The 13226-nt window shown below is 43.0% G+C and carries 13 protein-coding genes; 5 read left to right on the forward strand and 8 right to left on the reverse strand.

All coding sequences use genetic code 11. The features are described 5' to 3' along the window. Positions 1 to 172 precede the first annotated feature (172 nt). Positions 173 to 808 carry a sugar transferase gene (locus DXD25_RS02700; RefSeq protein WP_117661680.1) on the reverse strand — a complete coding sequence of 212 codons (636 nt, stop codon included), beginning with the start codon at positions 806 to 808 and terminating at the stop codon, positions 173 to 175. Positions 809 to 864: 56 nt separating this feature from the next. Next, positions 865 to 1674, reverse strand: coding sequence for a glycosyltransferase family 2 protein (locus tag DXD25_RS02705; protein ID WP_117661681.1), 810 nt, complete (start codon positions 1672 to 1674; stop codon positions 865 to 867). Between the two features lie 167 nt (positions 1675 to 1841). Here DXD25_RS02705 and DXD25_RS02710 point away from each other — a divergent pair, with 167 nt between their 5' ends. After that, positions 1842 to 3086 carry a hypothetical protein gene (locus tag DXD25_RS02710; protein WP_117661682.1) on the forward strand — a complete coding sequence of 415 codons (1245 nt, stop codon included), beginning with the start codon at positions 1842 to 1844 and terminating at the stop codon, positions 3084 to 3086. A 16-nt stretch (positions 3087 to 3102) separates the two neighbouring features. Here the strand turns inward: DXD25_RS02710 and DXD25_RS02715 are convergent, their stop codons facing one another. From DXD25_RS02715 to DXD25_RS02735, 5 genes are read right to left on the reverse strand one after another with little or no spacing between them, the layout of a single operon-like run. Then, positions 3103 to 3912: a glycosyltransferase family 2 protein gene (locus tag DXD25_RS02715; protein WP_117661683.1), complete on the reverse strand. Its 810-nt coding sequence runs from the start codon at positions 3910 to 3912 to the stop codon at positions 3103 to 3105. Further along, entirely contained in the window at positions 3912 to 4781 is an 870-nt protein-coding gene (locus DXD25_RS02720) for a hypothetical protein (RefSeq protein ID WP_117661684.1), read from the reverse strand. Before DXD25_RS02720 ends, DXD25_RS02715 begins: the two co-directional genes overlap by 1 nt. Continuing rightward, entirely contained in the window at positions 4778 to 6019 is a 1242-nt protein-coding gene (locus tag DXD25_RS02725) for a flippase (protein ID WP_117661685.1), read from the reverse strand. Before DXD25_RS02725 ends, DXD25_RS02720 begins: the two co-directional genes overlap by 4 nt. 3 nt (positions 6020 to 6022) lie before the next feature. Then, entirely contained in the window at positions 6023 to 7279 is a 1257-nt protein-coding gene (locus DXD25_RS02730; RefSeq protein WP_117661686.1) for a DUF6337 family protein, read from the reverse strand. A gap of 14 nt (positions 7280 to 7293) precedes the next feature. Then, positions 7294 to 8376 (reverse strand): chain-length determining protein, encoded by a 1083-nt coding sequence (locus tag DXD25_RS02735; protein ID WP_117661687.1) that lies wholly within the window; start codon positions 8374 to 8376, stop codon positions 7294 to 7296. A 163-nt stretch (positions 8377 to 8539) separates the two neighbouring features. Between DXD25_RS02735 and DXD25_RS02740 the strand changes: the two genes are divergently transcribed. The 4 genes from DXD25_RS02740 (at position 8540) to DXD25_RS02755 (ending at position 11869) form a co-directional block, all read left to right on the forward strand. Further along, a complete protein-coding gene (locus DXD25_RS02740; RefSeq protein WP_117661688.1) occupies positions 8540 to 10123 on the forward strand; it encodes a capsule assembly Wzi family protein in 1584 nt (527 codons plus the stop codon). A 16-nt stretch (positions 10124 to 10139) separates the two neighbouring features. Then, on the forward strand, positions 10140 to 10616 hold the full coding sequence (locus DXD25_RS02745) for a lipocalin-like domain-containing protein (RefSeq protein ID WP_117661689.1): 477 nt from the start codon (positions 10140 to 10142) through the stop codon (positions 10614 to 10616). A gap of 667 nt (positions 10617 to 11283) precedes the next feature. After that, the gene (locus tag DXD25_RS02750) at positions 11284 to 11544 is read left to right on the forward strand and encodes a hypothetical protein (protein WP_117661690.1); all 261 of its coding nucleotides are present in this window, start codon (positions 11284 to 11286) and stop codon (positions 11542 to 11544) included. Then, on the forward strand, positions 11534 to 11869 hold the full coding sequence (locus DXD25_RS02755) for a type II toxin-antitoxin system RelE/ParE family toxin (protein WP_117661691.1): 336 nt from the start codon (positions 11534 to 11536) through the stop codon (positions 11867 to 11869). Before DXD25_RS02750 ends, DXD25_RS02755 begins: the two co-directional genes overlap by 11 nt. 163 nt (positions 11870 to 12032) lie before the next feature. Here the strand turns inward: DXD25_RS02755 and fucO are convergent, their stop codons facing one another. Continuing rightward, complete coding sequence (gene fucO, locus DXD25_RS02760; protein ID WP_089542590.1) at positions 12033 to 13187, reverse strand: lactaldehyde reductase; 1155 nt, start codon at positions 13185 to 13187, stop codon at positions 12033 to 12035. Positions 13188 to 13226: the final 39 nt, after the last annotated feature.

Below are 13226 nucleotides of genomic sequence, written 5' to 3' on the forward strand. Positions count from 1 at the left end.
CATACGCCCTGAAAGGGCAGAAGCTCTTAGCCCAGGGCAGCGCCCTGGGTTTTAGAATAAATACAACAAAGTCGCCCTGAAAGGGCAAAAGCATTCAATTTCAGAGCTTTTTGTCCTTTCAGGGCGTATTGGGTAATTTCAACCGTACAGGTCGAATCTTTTCTATATGAATTTAGAACACTCTTCCGAAGATAATCTTGATGAAAGTCTTGCCTAAGATTCTGGCATCAAACCACCATGAACGATGCTCCAGGTAGTATAGGTCCATATCCAGGCGGCGCAACATCTTCTCCATCGTATCTGTGTATCCGTTATAGAGGGTTGCGTAGGAAGTAACACCAGGGCGAATCTGATACAGATTCTTATATCTAGGGTCACGTTCCATAATCTGGTCTATGTAGAACTTTCGTTCTGGTCTTGGACCAATAAACGACATATCGCCACAAATCACGTTCCAGAGTTGAGGAAGTTCATCCAGATGATGTTTTCTCAGAAACTTGCCTATGCGTGTAAGTCGCTTATCTTTTTTATGGGAACAGAGCTGAGGACCATTCTTTTCTGCATCCACCGTCATGCTTCTGAATTTATAGATGTTGAAGGGGCGCCCAAACCGTCCGATTCGTTCCTGCTTGAAAATAGCTGGTCCACCATCTTCACATCTTACCATTATATATATTAGAAGCATGAGAGGCGAAACGAGCAGTAAGCTGATTGCTGCTAACAGGAAGTCGCCAGCTCGCTTGACGTTTCGCTCCATAGCACTCATTCCATCTGCTATGACTTTTGTCTTAACAATACTATTTCTCATATAGAGTTATTCCATTTACTATATAAACGTAAAGTTGTGCGATATATTATATTTAGCTATCCTTTTCTTTTAACAAAGCAGTAACTATCCTGTTTTCGCTTCATTAGTTTCAGAATGTATGTTGGCAAAAACAAAAAAGCAAAGTAGAAGCAAGCCTTCAACCATCCATACCCCAGAATGCTACGATAAACAGCTATATTGTATTTAGCAAGTGATAACTTGCTGCTGGATATGGAATGCCTGTGGCGGCAATACACAGCCAGCGGCTGGTTGGGGTAGGAATAACACACCTTGCAATCTTTCAGGATTTGCAGGAAGAGAGCCCAATCCTGTCGCTTACGTAAAGTGGGCATATAGTATTTTCTGCCCAGCAGTTGGGTATCATAGATAGCAGTGAGGCAACCTATTTTATTATCCCGCTTCATCATAGAGAAGGTGATTTTAGGCGGTGCGATATTGATGCCTACAGATTTTTGTTCGTTCAAATTGAAGATGATGTATGAGGCACAGGATAGAGCACACTGTTTCTGGTTCATGAATGCGATTTGTTTTTCCAGTTTATCCGGTGTCCACCGGTCGTCACTATCACAGAAAGCGATGTATCTTCCCCTGGCACGTTCTATGCTCTTGTTCCGGGCGTATCCTGCTCCATGGTTGTGGTCAAGATAGAGCACATCCACCCGGCTATCCCTTTCCTCTATCTTGTGCAGAATATCCAGAGTTACCGGATCCGTGGAACCGTCATCTGTAATCAGCAGTTCCAGGTCAGGATAGGTTTGGTCTAGGATACTACTGATGCTGTCGGCAAGAAATTTGCCGGCATTATAAGTAGGCATGATAACTGATACTAACCTGTTCCTATCCATTTCTATATTGTTCTTTCTATTTTCTTGTTTATATCTATAATAACGTTTGGGATGTCTTATTATTGCAGTATGACACAAAAAAGTGCAAATTATTTGGTACTTTCAATTATTTCTTCTACTTTTGCATTGTATAACTAATTATTGCATAGGCATAAAAATAGAAAAAGATGAATAAAATAGAATCATACGTATATAAAAAGGTAAAGAACAATTATCTGTTAAAGAACTCCTTGCGCAATATTTATCAAGGTTTCTTCGACTTGTTACCTAATTATGACTCCAAGTTCAGCTCATCGCTACTGGTCCGTGAGGGGTATTATTTCGGATTTCACGATTTAGATCCTTTCAGTCGAGACTCCCAGAAAGTTCTTTGCAATCGTTTGCTCATTCCCTTGCGAATGCCGACTCCGCAGGACGCCTTGGAGATAGGCTATCTGGATGGCAAGGATTTTTCGGATTGGCATTGTCTTGCCAAGACCCATGCCTGGAATTATCACAAGGGGTGCAGACTCCAATGGACAAAGGACGAAAGAATTGTCTATAATGACAGCGAAAACGGACAACTCTGCGCTAAAGTAATAGATATGAAGGGTAATATGATTCAAAAATTGAACTATCCGATAGACACCGTCTCTTATGACGGAAAGCTTGCCACTAACTTCAGTTATGGCAGATTGGAGCAGAATATGCCAGGATATGGATACTGTGTCAGTGATGCCGATGCTGTCCTTTCAGAAGGCATAACAGAAAAAACAGGCTTGTACTTGATAGATATGGAAAGAAACACGCGAAAGATGCTGCTCAGCATACAGCAAATATCAGAATTTGAGCATGAGCCTTCGATGGATGACAAAATGCACTTTGTAACTCATACAGAGTTCTCTTACGACAATCGTTACGTGGCTTTTTTGCATCGTTGGTATAAGGGGGCATCTCGTCATACCCGCCTGATGGTCTATGACCTCCAAGAGAATCAACTGATGGCTTCTCCTACCACGGGCATGGTTTCTCATTATGCCTGGAACCATCTCAATGGCATTGTGGCATATTGCAGGGTAGAAGATGTGGATTCTCATGTATATTTCTCTTCTCCCGAAATGAAGGAGTGGAAAAGATGTGCCTATCCTGTTCTCAACAGTGATGGGCATCAGCATTTCATCGACGACGACTGGTTCCTGGTGGATACTTATCCTGACAAATGGCGCCATGTCAGATTATACAAAGTAAACCGAGTGACGGATGAAATAGTCCTACTAGCCGATGCCAAGAGTCCGAAGTGCTTCGTGTCTCCTTCCGAACACAAGCATTGGAAGTGCGACCTACATCCTAGATGCAGCGCCGACGGCAAGTGGATATGCTTTGACTCCGTGCATACGGGTAAGCGAAGCTTGTGCATCATGCCATCCTTGTAATGAGGATGGCATTGAGCTAATAGTATTTCTTGATTATATACGATAATGCTTGATAGTTGAATTGGCAGTATTTCTTGCCTTTGAAGCTTCCGGTGGAAGCATGCTCTTCATCATCAATGCGAAGGCTTGGCTCATAAACCACATCCAGTTGATGCTCCTTGCATTGCTCCCCTAGGTATATCTCCTCGCAGAACAAAAAGCAAGGATAATTGATGATGCCACACCTCTTGAAGTATTCTTTGGTGAGAATGATGAAGGAACCGTGCCCTGCATATATCTTGCGCACCCACTTTTTCTGCCACTGGGTGTTCTGAACCTTCTTTCTGCCTTTGTGCAGATAACGATTATAGAGATTGTAGAGTAGAGAAAAACTGAAGAGCATTCGGAGCAGATAAAGCTTGCGCTTATTATACCGAACGATGATCTTGGGATTCTTGTCTATTTGCTCTCGATGCGAAAAGATACAGGGTGCAATCCAACCAGTCTCTTGACGGATGAGCAAATTCTGTAATCGCAAGAAGAAATCATCACAGATGGCTACATCCACGTTGCTGATGATGGAGATGTCGAAATCTTCAGGATTCACCCTTTCCATCATATAGCGTATTCCCCCAAAGTATCCGAGGTTTCGATGGACACCAAACACGTTGATTGTGAATCTTTTGGGCTTGTAATTGATAGGCAGAATCTCACCTTCAGTATTGTCACATACGTTCACGGACAATTCGATTTGCGTACATCCTTGAAGTCTTTCTTCGATATTACTAAGATAAGCGTCCAGTTCCTGATAAGTATGGTAGGTGACGCAATAGATAGCTATTTTCATTATTTGTGATTTTTGTATTTCTTATATTGTGTGATACCATCCCAAACACCCCTCAACATATATATATAATAAGGTGTGATGTGACTTGTGACAAATGGAAGATAGAAAGGACGCAAAAGAAGTTTTGCGGCGTTCGTCAACTTCCAATATCTCGGCACGTATTTCACATGTAGCAACCATAAGAAGTTTCGATATTGGTAATAATAACGCATGGGTGCCGACAGAATGTCTTGCATGACTCCAAGATGGATGGTCTTGATTCCGATTTGGTGTGACAACTGGCAACGATCTGTCTGTCCACAGATGAAACCTCGCTTGTGCGCTCTCCAGCACCACTCACTATCCACATAGTCGAGGAATAGTCTGGAATCAGGAAATCCTATCTTTTCCAAGACCTTGCAACTGATGCAGCTCCCAGAAGATATAATATTCTCCTTTTTGAGGAATCCATCCCCGTGATATTGTTTTTTTCTGATATAGGAATGATATTCCTCTTGCTGCGCCGTATTCAAAATGGTAGGACCGAGTATTCCCAGATTGGGATTTTCCTGCAACACTCTTTCATATTCCGACACCATCATCCGAACATACTCTGCATCAATCCTGCTATCCTGGTCAAGAAACACGACATACGTGTAGACTCCTTGCGCCAGGACTTGTATCAAGGCATATTCCTGGGCTTCGCCAATTCCTTTGTTCCCTTTCATCCAGTTATAATTCATTTTTCCTATCTCTTTTTGCTGTAAAATAGGGGAAGGGGAGTTGTCAACAATGTAGCCTTCACAGGAAGCAGACAAATTTCTAATGTGCTGCAAATCCTCTGACGAAGGGTTGAATGTTACGATAATAATAGCTGTATGATTCATCATAATGTTCGTCTTTTATTAACCTCTTTCAATTTCTTGTTCACTTTCCTCGCTGCAAGGATCAATACCATGGTTTCCGAGGCAATCCATACGATAGCTGCTCCTACACACTGAAATCTAGGAATCAGTATGAAGGTGAGAAGCAACCAGGTGAGAGAACCGCACAAACCACATTTCACGATGGTCTTATCCTCCCGAAGGGGTATCAGCAGCTGTAATACCAATATCTGTTCTAATCCAACCACTAGCACTTGAATCATCACGAGGCGCATAGGCAGGATGGCTGGTTCAAATCCTTTTCCTGCAAATATGTATATCACATAAGGGGCTAGGATTTCCATAATGATGATAATCAATGCTGCAAGCACAACGAGTAGCTTGATAGCTTTAGTATAATAGTGATTTACCTCATCCCATCGTTCCTGTTTAATAAGCACACTCATTCGAGGGATGAGCACGCTGATGAGCGAGGAAATAAGAGCGATGATGACTTGATACATCCTTACTGCCACAGAGTAATACCCCGCCTGTTCGTCGCCACACAGGAAACTCAGTATTGGCAAGGTGAGTTTGGTATATATAGCAGAGAGTATGGCAAAAATGCCTAACATCACGAAAGGCTTGAGATAACGACGTAGATTCACGTGGCGCAAACTCAGTGAAACCAATCGGCTACGATAAGTCCAGTTGCAAAAGGCATTGAGAACCACGATGCCCACAAAGAGCAGATAATAGATGTCGAAATCACCTTCATCTCTAACAAAAATAAAAACCGAAGCTACAAATAAGAGCCTGACAATGATGGAACGAATAGTGATGTATCGGAAATTCTCCAGCCCACGATAGAACCACTCTATCCAGAATAGGTTTGCCACCAACTTGAAAGACCCTATCAGCAGCAGCCTTCCCCTCTGTTGTAACTCTGGCACAAAGCAGGAGGCGAAGTATAATATGACGAGGGCAACGACCATTGTGATGGCGTTAAGCCAAAAGAGGTCATTGAAGGCAGATTGGAGTTCTGCCTTATCATCCTTATGGCGAGCTATCTCTCGTATGCCAAGTGCCTGCATACCCATCATGGAGAAGAGTACGAGATAATCTATGATACCATCAACCGTGTCTATAGCTCCAATACGTTCTGCACCCAGCACTCGACTGATGTACGGAAACACCAGCAGAGGCACTAAATAGGTGCTGAGCGTGAGAATCAAACTATATTTAAAGTTGTTGCGTATGCTCATAATTTATTTTTTTAATTCAACGAGATGTTTCTGGCGGATTTTCTCACGAAATTTATTCTCGACATTGGCAATGCCCATTAGCATCAGAATCATGACAGGAACTTCCAGGATGGCTAAGTGGAAATAATAGAACTCAAACCATCCCATTCCCAAGAGTCCGCAATAGTAACTGAGTAGGGTATATAGAAACATATTGCCACTGCGAAGCGAACCCAATTGGATGGAATAGATCAAGCTGCTCAATATCAGCGTATAGGCTATGAATTGCCAACTATTGCAATAGATGAACATCGTACCGAAGAAGGTTCTCACATTGGTATAGGAGATGCCTGTATGCAAATAGAGAGGATTGACTGGCGAAAGCAAGTTTGGGTCGCCCGTAAGCGTCTTATAAATATTGACAAAAGGAGATACCAATATCTCAAAGTTTCCCATATCGGGGAAGTTGAGATTTGCGTCATAACTAAACCCTAACGTTCCACTAGTAAGATAATGCAGGAAATGTCCTGCCACCATCTCGAAAAGCTCGACGTTTGCCTCTGCGCTCTCATTGCCTAGTAGCGGAAGAACCATATAAGTGAGCAGAAAGATAGCGAAAGCACCCAAGCTCACCTTGAGAATAAGCCCCAGATTCAAGTGCATCTTGCCAGCCATGAGACGGATGAGCAGACCTGATGCCACACCTATGATGATGGCACCTTTCACCATATACAAGAGTTGTATAAGGAGCAAGGCAAAGATAATGCCCCATAGATACCATTGCTTCCGCTTGAAATAATACACAGCGACAATGAGCAGCGGCATTGCCAGGGTACGCAAGTGTGCCCAAATGCCATGACCCGCAAAATCCTCGGCAAAATCATCTGTACCAAACATAGCTGTACTACTGTTCCATACACTATGGAATCTCCATAAGAATAGCAGTGCCAACAGAAGGGAGATGACACCTAGCGTGGCAGGGTATCTACCTTCTTGAACTTTCTCGCCGAATATCAAGGGATATCTGTTCTTTGCCAACGAGAGAAGATAACTTGGGATGGCGAAGACAGGAAGTCCGACACACCATACACTGATGCTAGAGTAGTAGAAATTGACGAATCCCAAGTGCCCTGCCACAGCCATGGAAATCAACAACACCAATAGATACGGAAACATCAGGCAACATAGGGGAGTATAGATGGTTCGCCAAGAGATAAACTCCAGATAGCCCAACACATATACTTCCAACAGCAAAAGAGCCAAAAGCAATATACCTAACATACTTATCTAAATTGCTATTTTAATTCTTTCAATAACTGCTTGGATATGATACCTGCCAAGAGGACGAAGAAGGAGAACGTCAAGATACCAAGAATGCTCAGCATTCGCTTAGGTCCAGCAGGTTTTACTGGCACGGAAGCCCCCTGCAAGACGGTAAACACAGGGGTATGCTCCCTCAACTTTGCAATGGAAGCCTGATATTGCGTGTTATATGCTGTATATTGGTTGTATTTCAACTGCATATCATTCTCCATATCTTCCATCTTTGACTTAACACTCTCCATAATTACATCATTGTTGGCATCAGCAAAGCTGGCATATTGACGCCTTACCTTCTCGTAGGCCGCTTGCGATTCTGCCATCAACTTCTTATAGTGCTCTACGTCTTTCTGAGATTTGGAAGTGCGATATTTGATGATGAAAGCCTTTAATTTCTCTGAAACGGAATCGGCTAAAATCTTGCAAATCAATGGGTCTTGTGCGGTGGCAAAGACTGTAATCATACCAGACTTTTTGTCGATATCTATACGGATGTTGTTTCGTACATCTTTCACGATGCCGTCTTCCTTCTTGGTGAGCATATAGGGATTGATTTTTTCGAGGCTTTTCACTGCAGTCTCCTCATGGCTCAGCAAGTTGCTCATACTCTCCAAGGATTTTTCCATCCATGACTTTTTCTTATACATAGTCAAGTATGTATAGTAGTTGGTATGGGGAGGAAGGTTTTCCTTGATGGCTTTCACTTGAATCCGAAGCAAATCTACCACAAACTTGTTGTCGTTCATCAAGTCTGGATAGAGTAAAGGTGTGATGGCATCAGAGGATTGCATATTGTTCAAGTCTATTCCAAACGAGGATGCCAGCGAACCGAGTGCGCCACCCGATATAGAAGTGTTCTCCACTTCTGGTGCCAAGGATGTCTGTGTGGTATAATATCTTGGCAGGGAGTATAGGATACAGATTGCCACCACAAGCACTATGGGCATGACAACATAGAACAGCTTCTTGCGAGCCTTTACCAATCTTACAAAGCCTGGAAGGCTTATCTGTTCTGCGTCTGTTTCAATTATTTGTTTCTTTTCAAGAATATCTGTCATTTTATATATTTTTGCTACATAATTGCACTTTATGTTTGCAAAAGTACACTATTTTTTTAATTTAAGCAAATAATTTTGCACTAATTATGTAAGGAATGTTAATTTTAGTATGTTTATGCCAGAATTATCGTATTTTTGTAAGCAAATCAACTTAAATATAAGAATGAATAAATATTGTACGATAGCTATGTTTCTGATTGCCCTAAGCTCGAATCCTACTTCTTCACTCGCTCAATATGAGTGGCAAGAAGGGGCAGATTCTGCAAAACAAAGCCTTGGCGATGGATTGGAATACCGATTGGAGACTTCTGGATCTTTCTCGAACGAAAAGACTCCGCTTTGGCTGAATGCTAATAAATACGGACTGAGTTCCCTAGAAAAGCAGAATGGCTACCTTCGAGGCTGTTTGTTGCGTCCGCTTGCCACCGATAACGCTCACCATTGGGGAATAGGGTATGGGGTTGATGTTGTTGTACCTTATCATTTCACGAGTAAGCTGGTGGTGCAACAGGCTTTTGCTGAGGTAAGATGGTTGCATGGTGTGCTCAGCGTAGGTGCCAAGGAATATCCGATGGAATTGAAGAACCAGACGCTTTCTAGCGGTAGCCAGACGTTGGGCATCAACGCCCGACCTGTTCCACAGGTGCGACTGTCTCTGCCTGAATACTGGACGGTACCTATCCTGAACGGATGGCTACAGATGAAGGGCCATATAGCCTATGGAAAGTTTACCGACCAAAATTGGCAGCACGACTTCACGCAGCGCAAAACTAAGTACTCAGATGGAGTGCTGTATCATAGCAAAGCTGGGTATCTGCGCATCGGAAACGAGGGCTTTTTCTGTCCACTGAGCGTGGAACTTGGCTTGGAGATGGCAGCGCAGTTTGGAGGTACCCCTTATGCTCCTGATAGCAAGGGTAAAATGATTCCTATGAAGACAGAGGGCGGCCTCAAGGGCTTATGGCATGCCTTTATGCCTGGCGGTAAGGAGGAGAGCGATGGAGTATATGCCAATGCCTCTGGTAATTTGTTGGGGTCGTGGGTAATGCGCATTAACTACGACGCTGACACTTGGAAACTGGGTATCTATGCCGACCATTTCTTCGAGGATGATAGCCAGATGCTGATGATGGACTACAATGGCTATGGAGAGGGAAAGGATTGGCAAGTAAAGAAAACACGCCGATACTTCAAGTACTCGCTCAAGGACAATATGCTGGGAGCCGAAATCAACATCAAGTATGGCAGATGGTTGCGCAATCTGGTCTTGGAATACATCTACACCAAGTATCAGAGTGGACCTTACAACCATGACCACACCGCCAACATCCCCGATCATCTTTCGGGCGTAGACGACTATTACAATCATCGCAACTATCCGGGTTGGCAGCATTGGGGGCAGGTGATGGGAAATCCCCTTTACCGTTCCCCTCTTTACAACAACGATGGTATGATAGAGGTGAAAAACAATCGCTTCATCGCCTATCACTTGGGCTTTGATGGCGAGCCATGCGACAGGTTAACGTATCGTGCCTTACTGACCTATCAGAAAGGATGGGGCAGATATGTATGGCCTTTTACGAAGGCTCATCACAACGTGAGCACCTTGTTGGAAGGCTGCTACCATTTCAACAAGGGATGGAGCTTGAAGGCTGCCTACGGCATGGACTTCGGTAGCGAGGAAATGCTGGGGCATAACGCTGGCTTCCAACTGACGGTGAGCAAACAAGGCATATTAAACTTTTAATTAAGACGGGAAGGATATGAATAGAAAACATTTGATATTAATGCTAGTTGGAATGTTGGTTCTCTGTTTCCAATCGGCATGCACCATCGAGATGAGCGACAATGGCGACCTGGATGGTTACTGGCATTTGGAGCAAGTTGATACGCTCGCTACCGGAGGCAAATTGAACCTCTCGAAAGAAAGAGTTTTTTGGGGCGTGCAGCACAAGTTAATTTCATGTGCGAACATCACAGGCACAACGGCAAGTTTCCGTGGCTATTATTTCCGATTCGAACAGACTGGTGACAGTCTGATTCTGCATTCGCCTTACAAGAACAACTGGCATCAGGATCATGGAGAAAATGGTGGTGATATTCCTGCAACCGTTGTGAATGACAGCATCAGAAGCTACGGCATCAACAATCTGCGAGAAGCTTTTTACAAAGAGAAGCTCAAGGGCGATAAAATGATGCTCCGCTCTAAGATGTTGAGGCTATACTTCACCAAATTCTAAAAAACAATTCGTAATTCAATTCTCCTTTCACACCAATTGATACTTTCTGATTATCAGAAGCTTAATGGTGAAAGGAGTTTTGACTGATGATACGAGAAAGGAAAAGACTGGATAAGTTGGTGCACAGCAGTTGGTTTCCGCTTGCACAACACGTGTTGTACAAGCGCATATCAGCTGTTATGCAAGCGCACAACAGCTGTTGTGCGGCTGGAGATATTAACTTTCCCGAAAACAGATATTAATCTTTCCGGCAACTTCTCCTATATGTTCCTACAACTTCCATTGCTTTTTACGATTGATTATTACGCTTGCTAATGGTACAAGAACCTATTCCTTCTGCATCTTTCGTTAGGTTTGCAAGTGAACTAGAAGTATCTAAAGCTCCAAATACAACTTTGTCAGCTATGTTGATGATATATTTGTTTCTCACTCGTGCACTTTGCTTGGAGTTGCGGGGAAGATGGGAGAGGGCATATAGTATCTCTGACATATAAAGAATTTATATCCTATAACGATGCAAAAATGCGAATAATTCTCTGAAAATCAAAGAAAACACTAACCTTTTTGTAGATTTGCCTGGAAATATTTGGCATTTTGAAAACTTCTGTGTAATTTTGCAGGAAATAAGTGATATTCGGTATTTTTAAAGCAAATAAAAAGGAGTTGTATGACAGCATTAAATATACAAGCAGCACAGAATGAAATTATTCGTCAGGTGCTTAATACACAAGATATCCATCTTTTGGATAGGATAAGAAACCTCTTTGCAAATAAAGAGGCAAATGAGGCGTGTATGGTTCAAGAGGAGCCTTGTATGACTAAAGAAGAAATTCTATCAGGTTTTGACAATGCCCTCCATGAGCTGAAATCCTATCGTGAAGGAAAGCTAGAGCTTAAACCATTGGAGGACGTGTTGAATGAGTTGTAAGATATATACGTTCCCTTCTTTTGAAAGGGAAGCTAAACGATTGAATAAGCGCTATAAGTCGTTTAAATCTGATTTGAAAGAATTGATGAATGAATTAAGTTCTTCCCCCTCTTTGGGTGCAGATTTAGGTGGTGGTTTGCGTAAGGTTCGTATGGCTATCAAATCGAAAGGAACTGGTAAAAGTGGCGGTGCCCGTATTATAACAGTGGTGTTAGCTGATATAGAGGATGGTCTCGGCTTGCTTTATATTTATGATAAATCGGAGCGAAGTACTTTAAAGGGGAAAGAATTGACAGATTTGTTGAAGAAGAATGGCTTAGTTTGATATGCGATTTAAGAAAGAAGGAAAATATGAAGGAAAAGAAATTAAAAGCCTAATTGAGAGATTAAATGAATAAAAAAATCGCCCTGAAAGGTGAAACATTATTTATGCTTGTTCTTTTCAGGGCGATTAAAATATTAAAGTATGATTGTATCTTTAGCCTATATTACAAAATCTTGTGATACAAGGCGATGATATCCTCCTTAGAAACCTCGCGAGGGTTACCTGGAGTACATACATCGGTGAATGCCTGCTCGGCAAGGGCAGGGATGTCAGCCTCTGTGATGCCCAATTCGCTGAGATGCTGTGGAATACCTACCAACTTAGACAACTCCTCGATAGCATTGCATGCTGCCTCTGCTGCCTCCTGGTCGGTCATACCATCCTTGTAAACACCCACAACCTTGGCTATCTGTACATACTTAGGTACACTTACCTCCATATTGAAACGCATCACGGTAGGAAGCAGGATGGCACATGCTACTCCGTGAGGAACATCATGAAGGGCACTCATTGGATGAGCCATACCATGGTCAACGCCCAAACCAACATTAGAGAATGCCATACCGGCAATATACTGAGCTACAGCCATACCGTTGCGACCCTCAGGATTGGTAGGGTCATTCACTGCGATAGGCAGGTACTTATGAATCATCTCGATAGCCTTGAGCTCGAACATATCACTCATCTCCCAAGCTGCCTTGGTAATCAAGCCCTCGATAGCGTGAGTCATCGCATCCATACCGGTAGCTGCGGTGAGACCCTTTGGCAAAGAGTACATCAGCTCAGCATCTACGATAGCAACGGCAGGAATATCGTTAGGATCCACGCATACCATCTTCTGCTGGCGCTTCTCGTCGATAATCACATAGTTGATGGTGGTCTCTGCTGCGGTACCAGCAGTAGTAGGAAGAGCTACGATAGGCAAGCACTTGTTCTTGGTAGGTGCAACTCCCTCCAGAGAAACGATGTCGGCAAACTCTGGGTTAGTAACAACCACGCCGATACCCTTTGCGGTATCCATAGAACTGCCACCACCGATAGCGATGATGAAGTCTGCCTCAGCATTCTTGCAAGCCTCAATACCTGCAGTAACATTGGAAACTGTTGGGTTTGGCTTTACGTCATCAAATACCTCGTAAGCAATGTTAGCCTCGTCCAATACGTCGAGTACCATCTTGGCAACGCCAAATTTCATCAAGCCCTTGTCTGTTACAACCAAAGCTTTTTTCCAACCACGACTAGCGATTACTGTAGGAAGCTCCTTGCGGGCACCTGGACCGAAATAGGAAACTTCATTAAGAATGAATCTGTTTACCATAAATGTCTTTGTTTAAGATTGAATTTATTAATTAATAAT

It is taken from the genome of Prevotella sp. TF12-30 (assembly GCF_003436715.1).
GTDB lineage: Bacteria > Bacteroidota > Bacteroidia > Bacteroidales > Bacteroidaceae > Prevotella > Prevotella copri_A.

Excerpts from the sequence above, each read along its gene's own strand:
- DXD25_RS02700 (WP_117661680.1), bottom strand. The coding sequence starts at position 808 with ATGAGAAATAGTATTGTTAAGACAAAAGTCATAGCAGATGGAATGAGT.
- DXD25_RS02715 (WP_117661683.1), bottom strand. The coding sequence starts at position 3,912 with ATGAAAATAGCTATCTATTGCGTCACCTACCATACTTATCAGGAACTG.
- DXD25_RS02735 (WP_117661687.1), bottom strand. The coding sequence starts at position 8,376 with ATGACAGATATTCTTGAAAAGAAACAAATAATTGAAACAGACGCAGAA.
- DXD25_RS02720 (WP_117661684.1), bottom strand. The coding sequence starts at position 4,781 with ATGATGAATCATACAGCTATTATTATCGTAACATTCAACCCTTCGTCA.
- DXD25_RS02750 (WP_117661690.1), top strand. The coding sequence starts at position 11,284 with ATGACAGCATTAAATATACAAGCAGCACAGAATGAAATTATTCGTCAG.
- DXD25_RS02705 (WP_117661681.1), bottom strand. The coding sequence starts at position 1,674 with ATGGATAGGAACAGGTTAGTATCAGTTATCATGCCTACTTATAATGCC.
- DXD25_RS02740 (WP_117661688.1), top strand. The coding sequence starts at position 8,540 with ATGAATAAATATTGTACGATAGCTATGTTTCTGATTGCCCTAAGCTCG.
- fucO (WP_089542590.1), bottom strand. The coding sequence starts at position 13,187 with ATGGTAAACAGATTCATTCTTAATGAAGTTTCCTATTTCGGTCCAGGT.
- DXD25_RS02745 (WP_117661689.1), top strand. The coding sequence starts at position 10,140 with ATGAATAGAAAACATTTGATATTAATGCTAGTTGGAATGTTGGTTCTC.
- DXD25_RS02755 (WP_117661691.1), top strand. The coding sequence starts at position 11,534 with ATGAGTTGTAAGATATATACGTTCCCTTCTTTTGAAAGGGAAGCTAAA.
- DXD25_RS02725 (WP_117661685.1), bottom strand. The coding sequence starts at position 6,019 with ATGAGCATACGCAACAACTTTAAATATAGTTTGATTCTCACGCTCAGC.
- DXD25_RS02730 (WP_117661686.1), bottom strand. The coding sequence starts at position 7,279 with ATGTTAGGTATATTGCTTTTGGCTCTTTTGCTGTTGGAAGTATATGTG.
- DXD25_RS02710 (WP_117661682.1), top strand. The coding sequence starts at position 1,842 with ATGAATAAAATAGAATCATACGTATATAAAAAGGTAAAGAACAATTAT.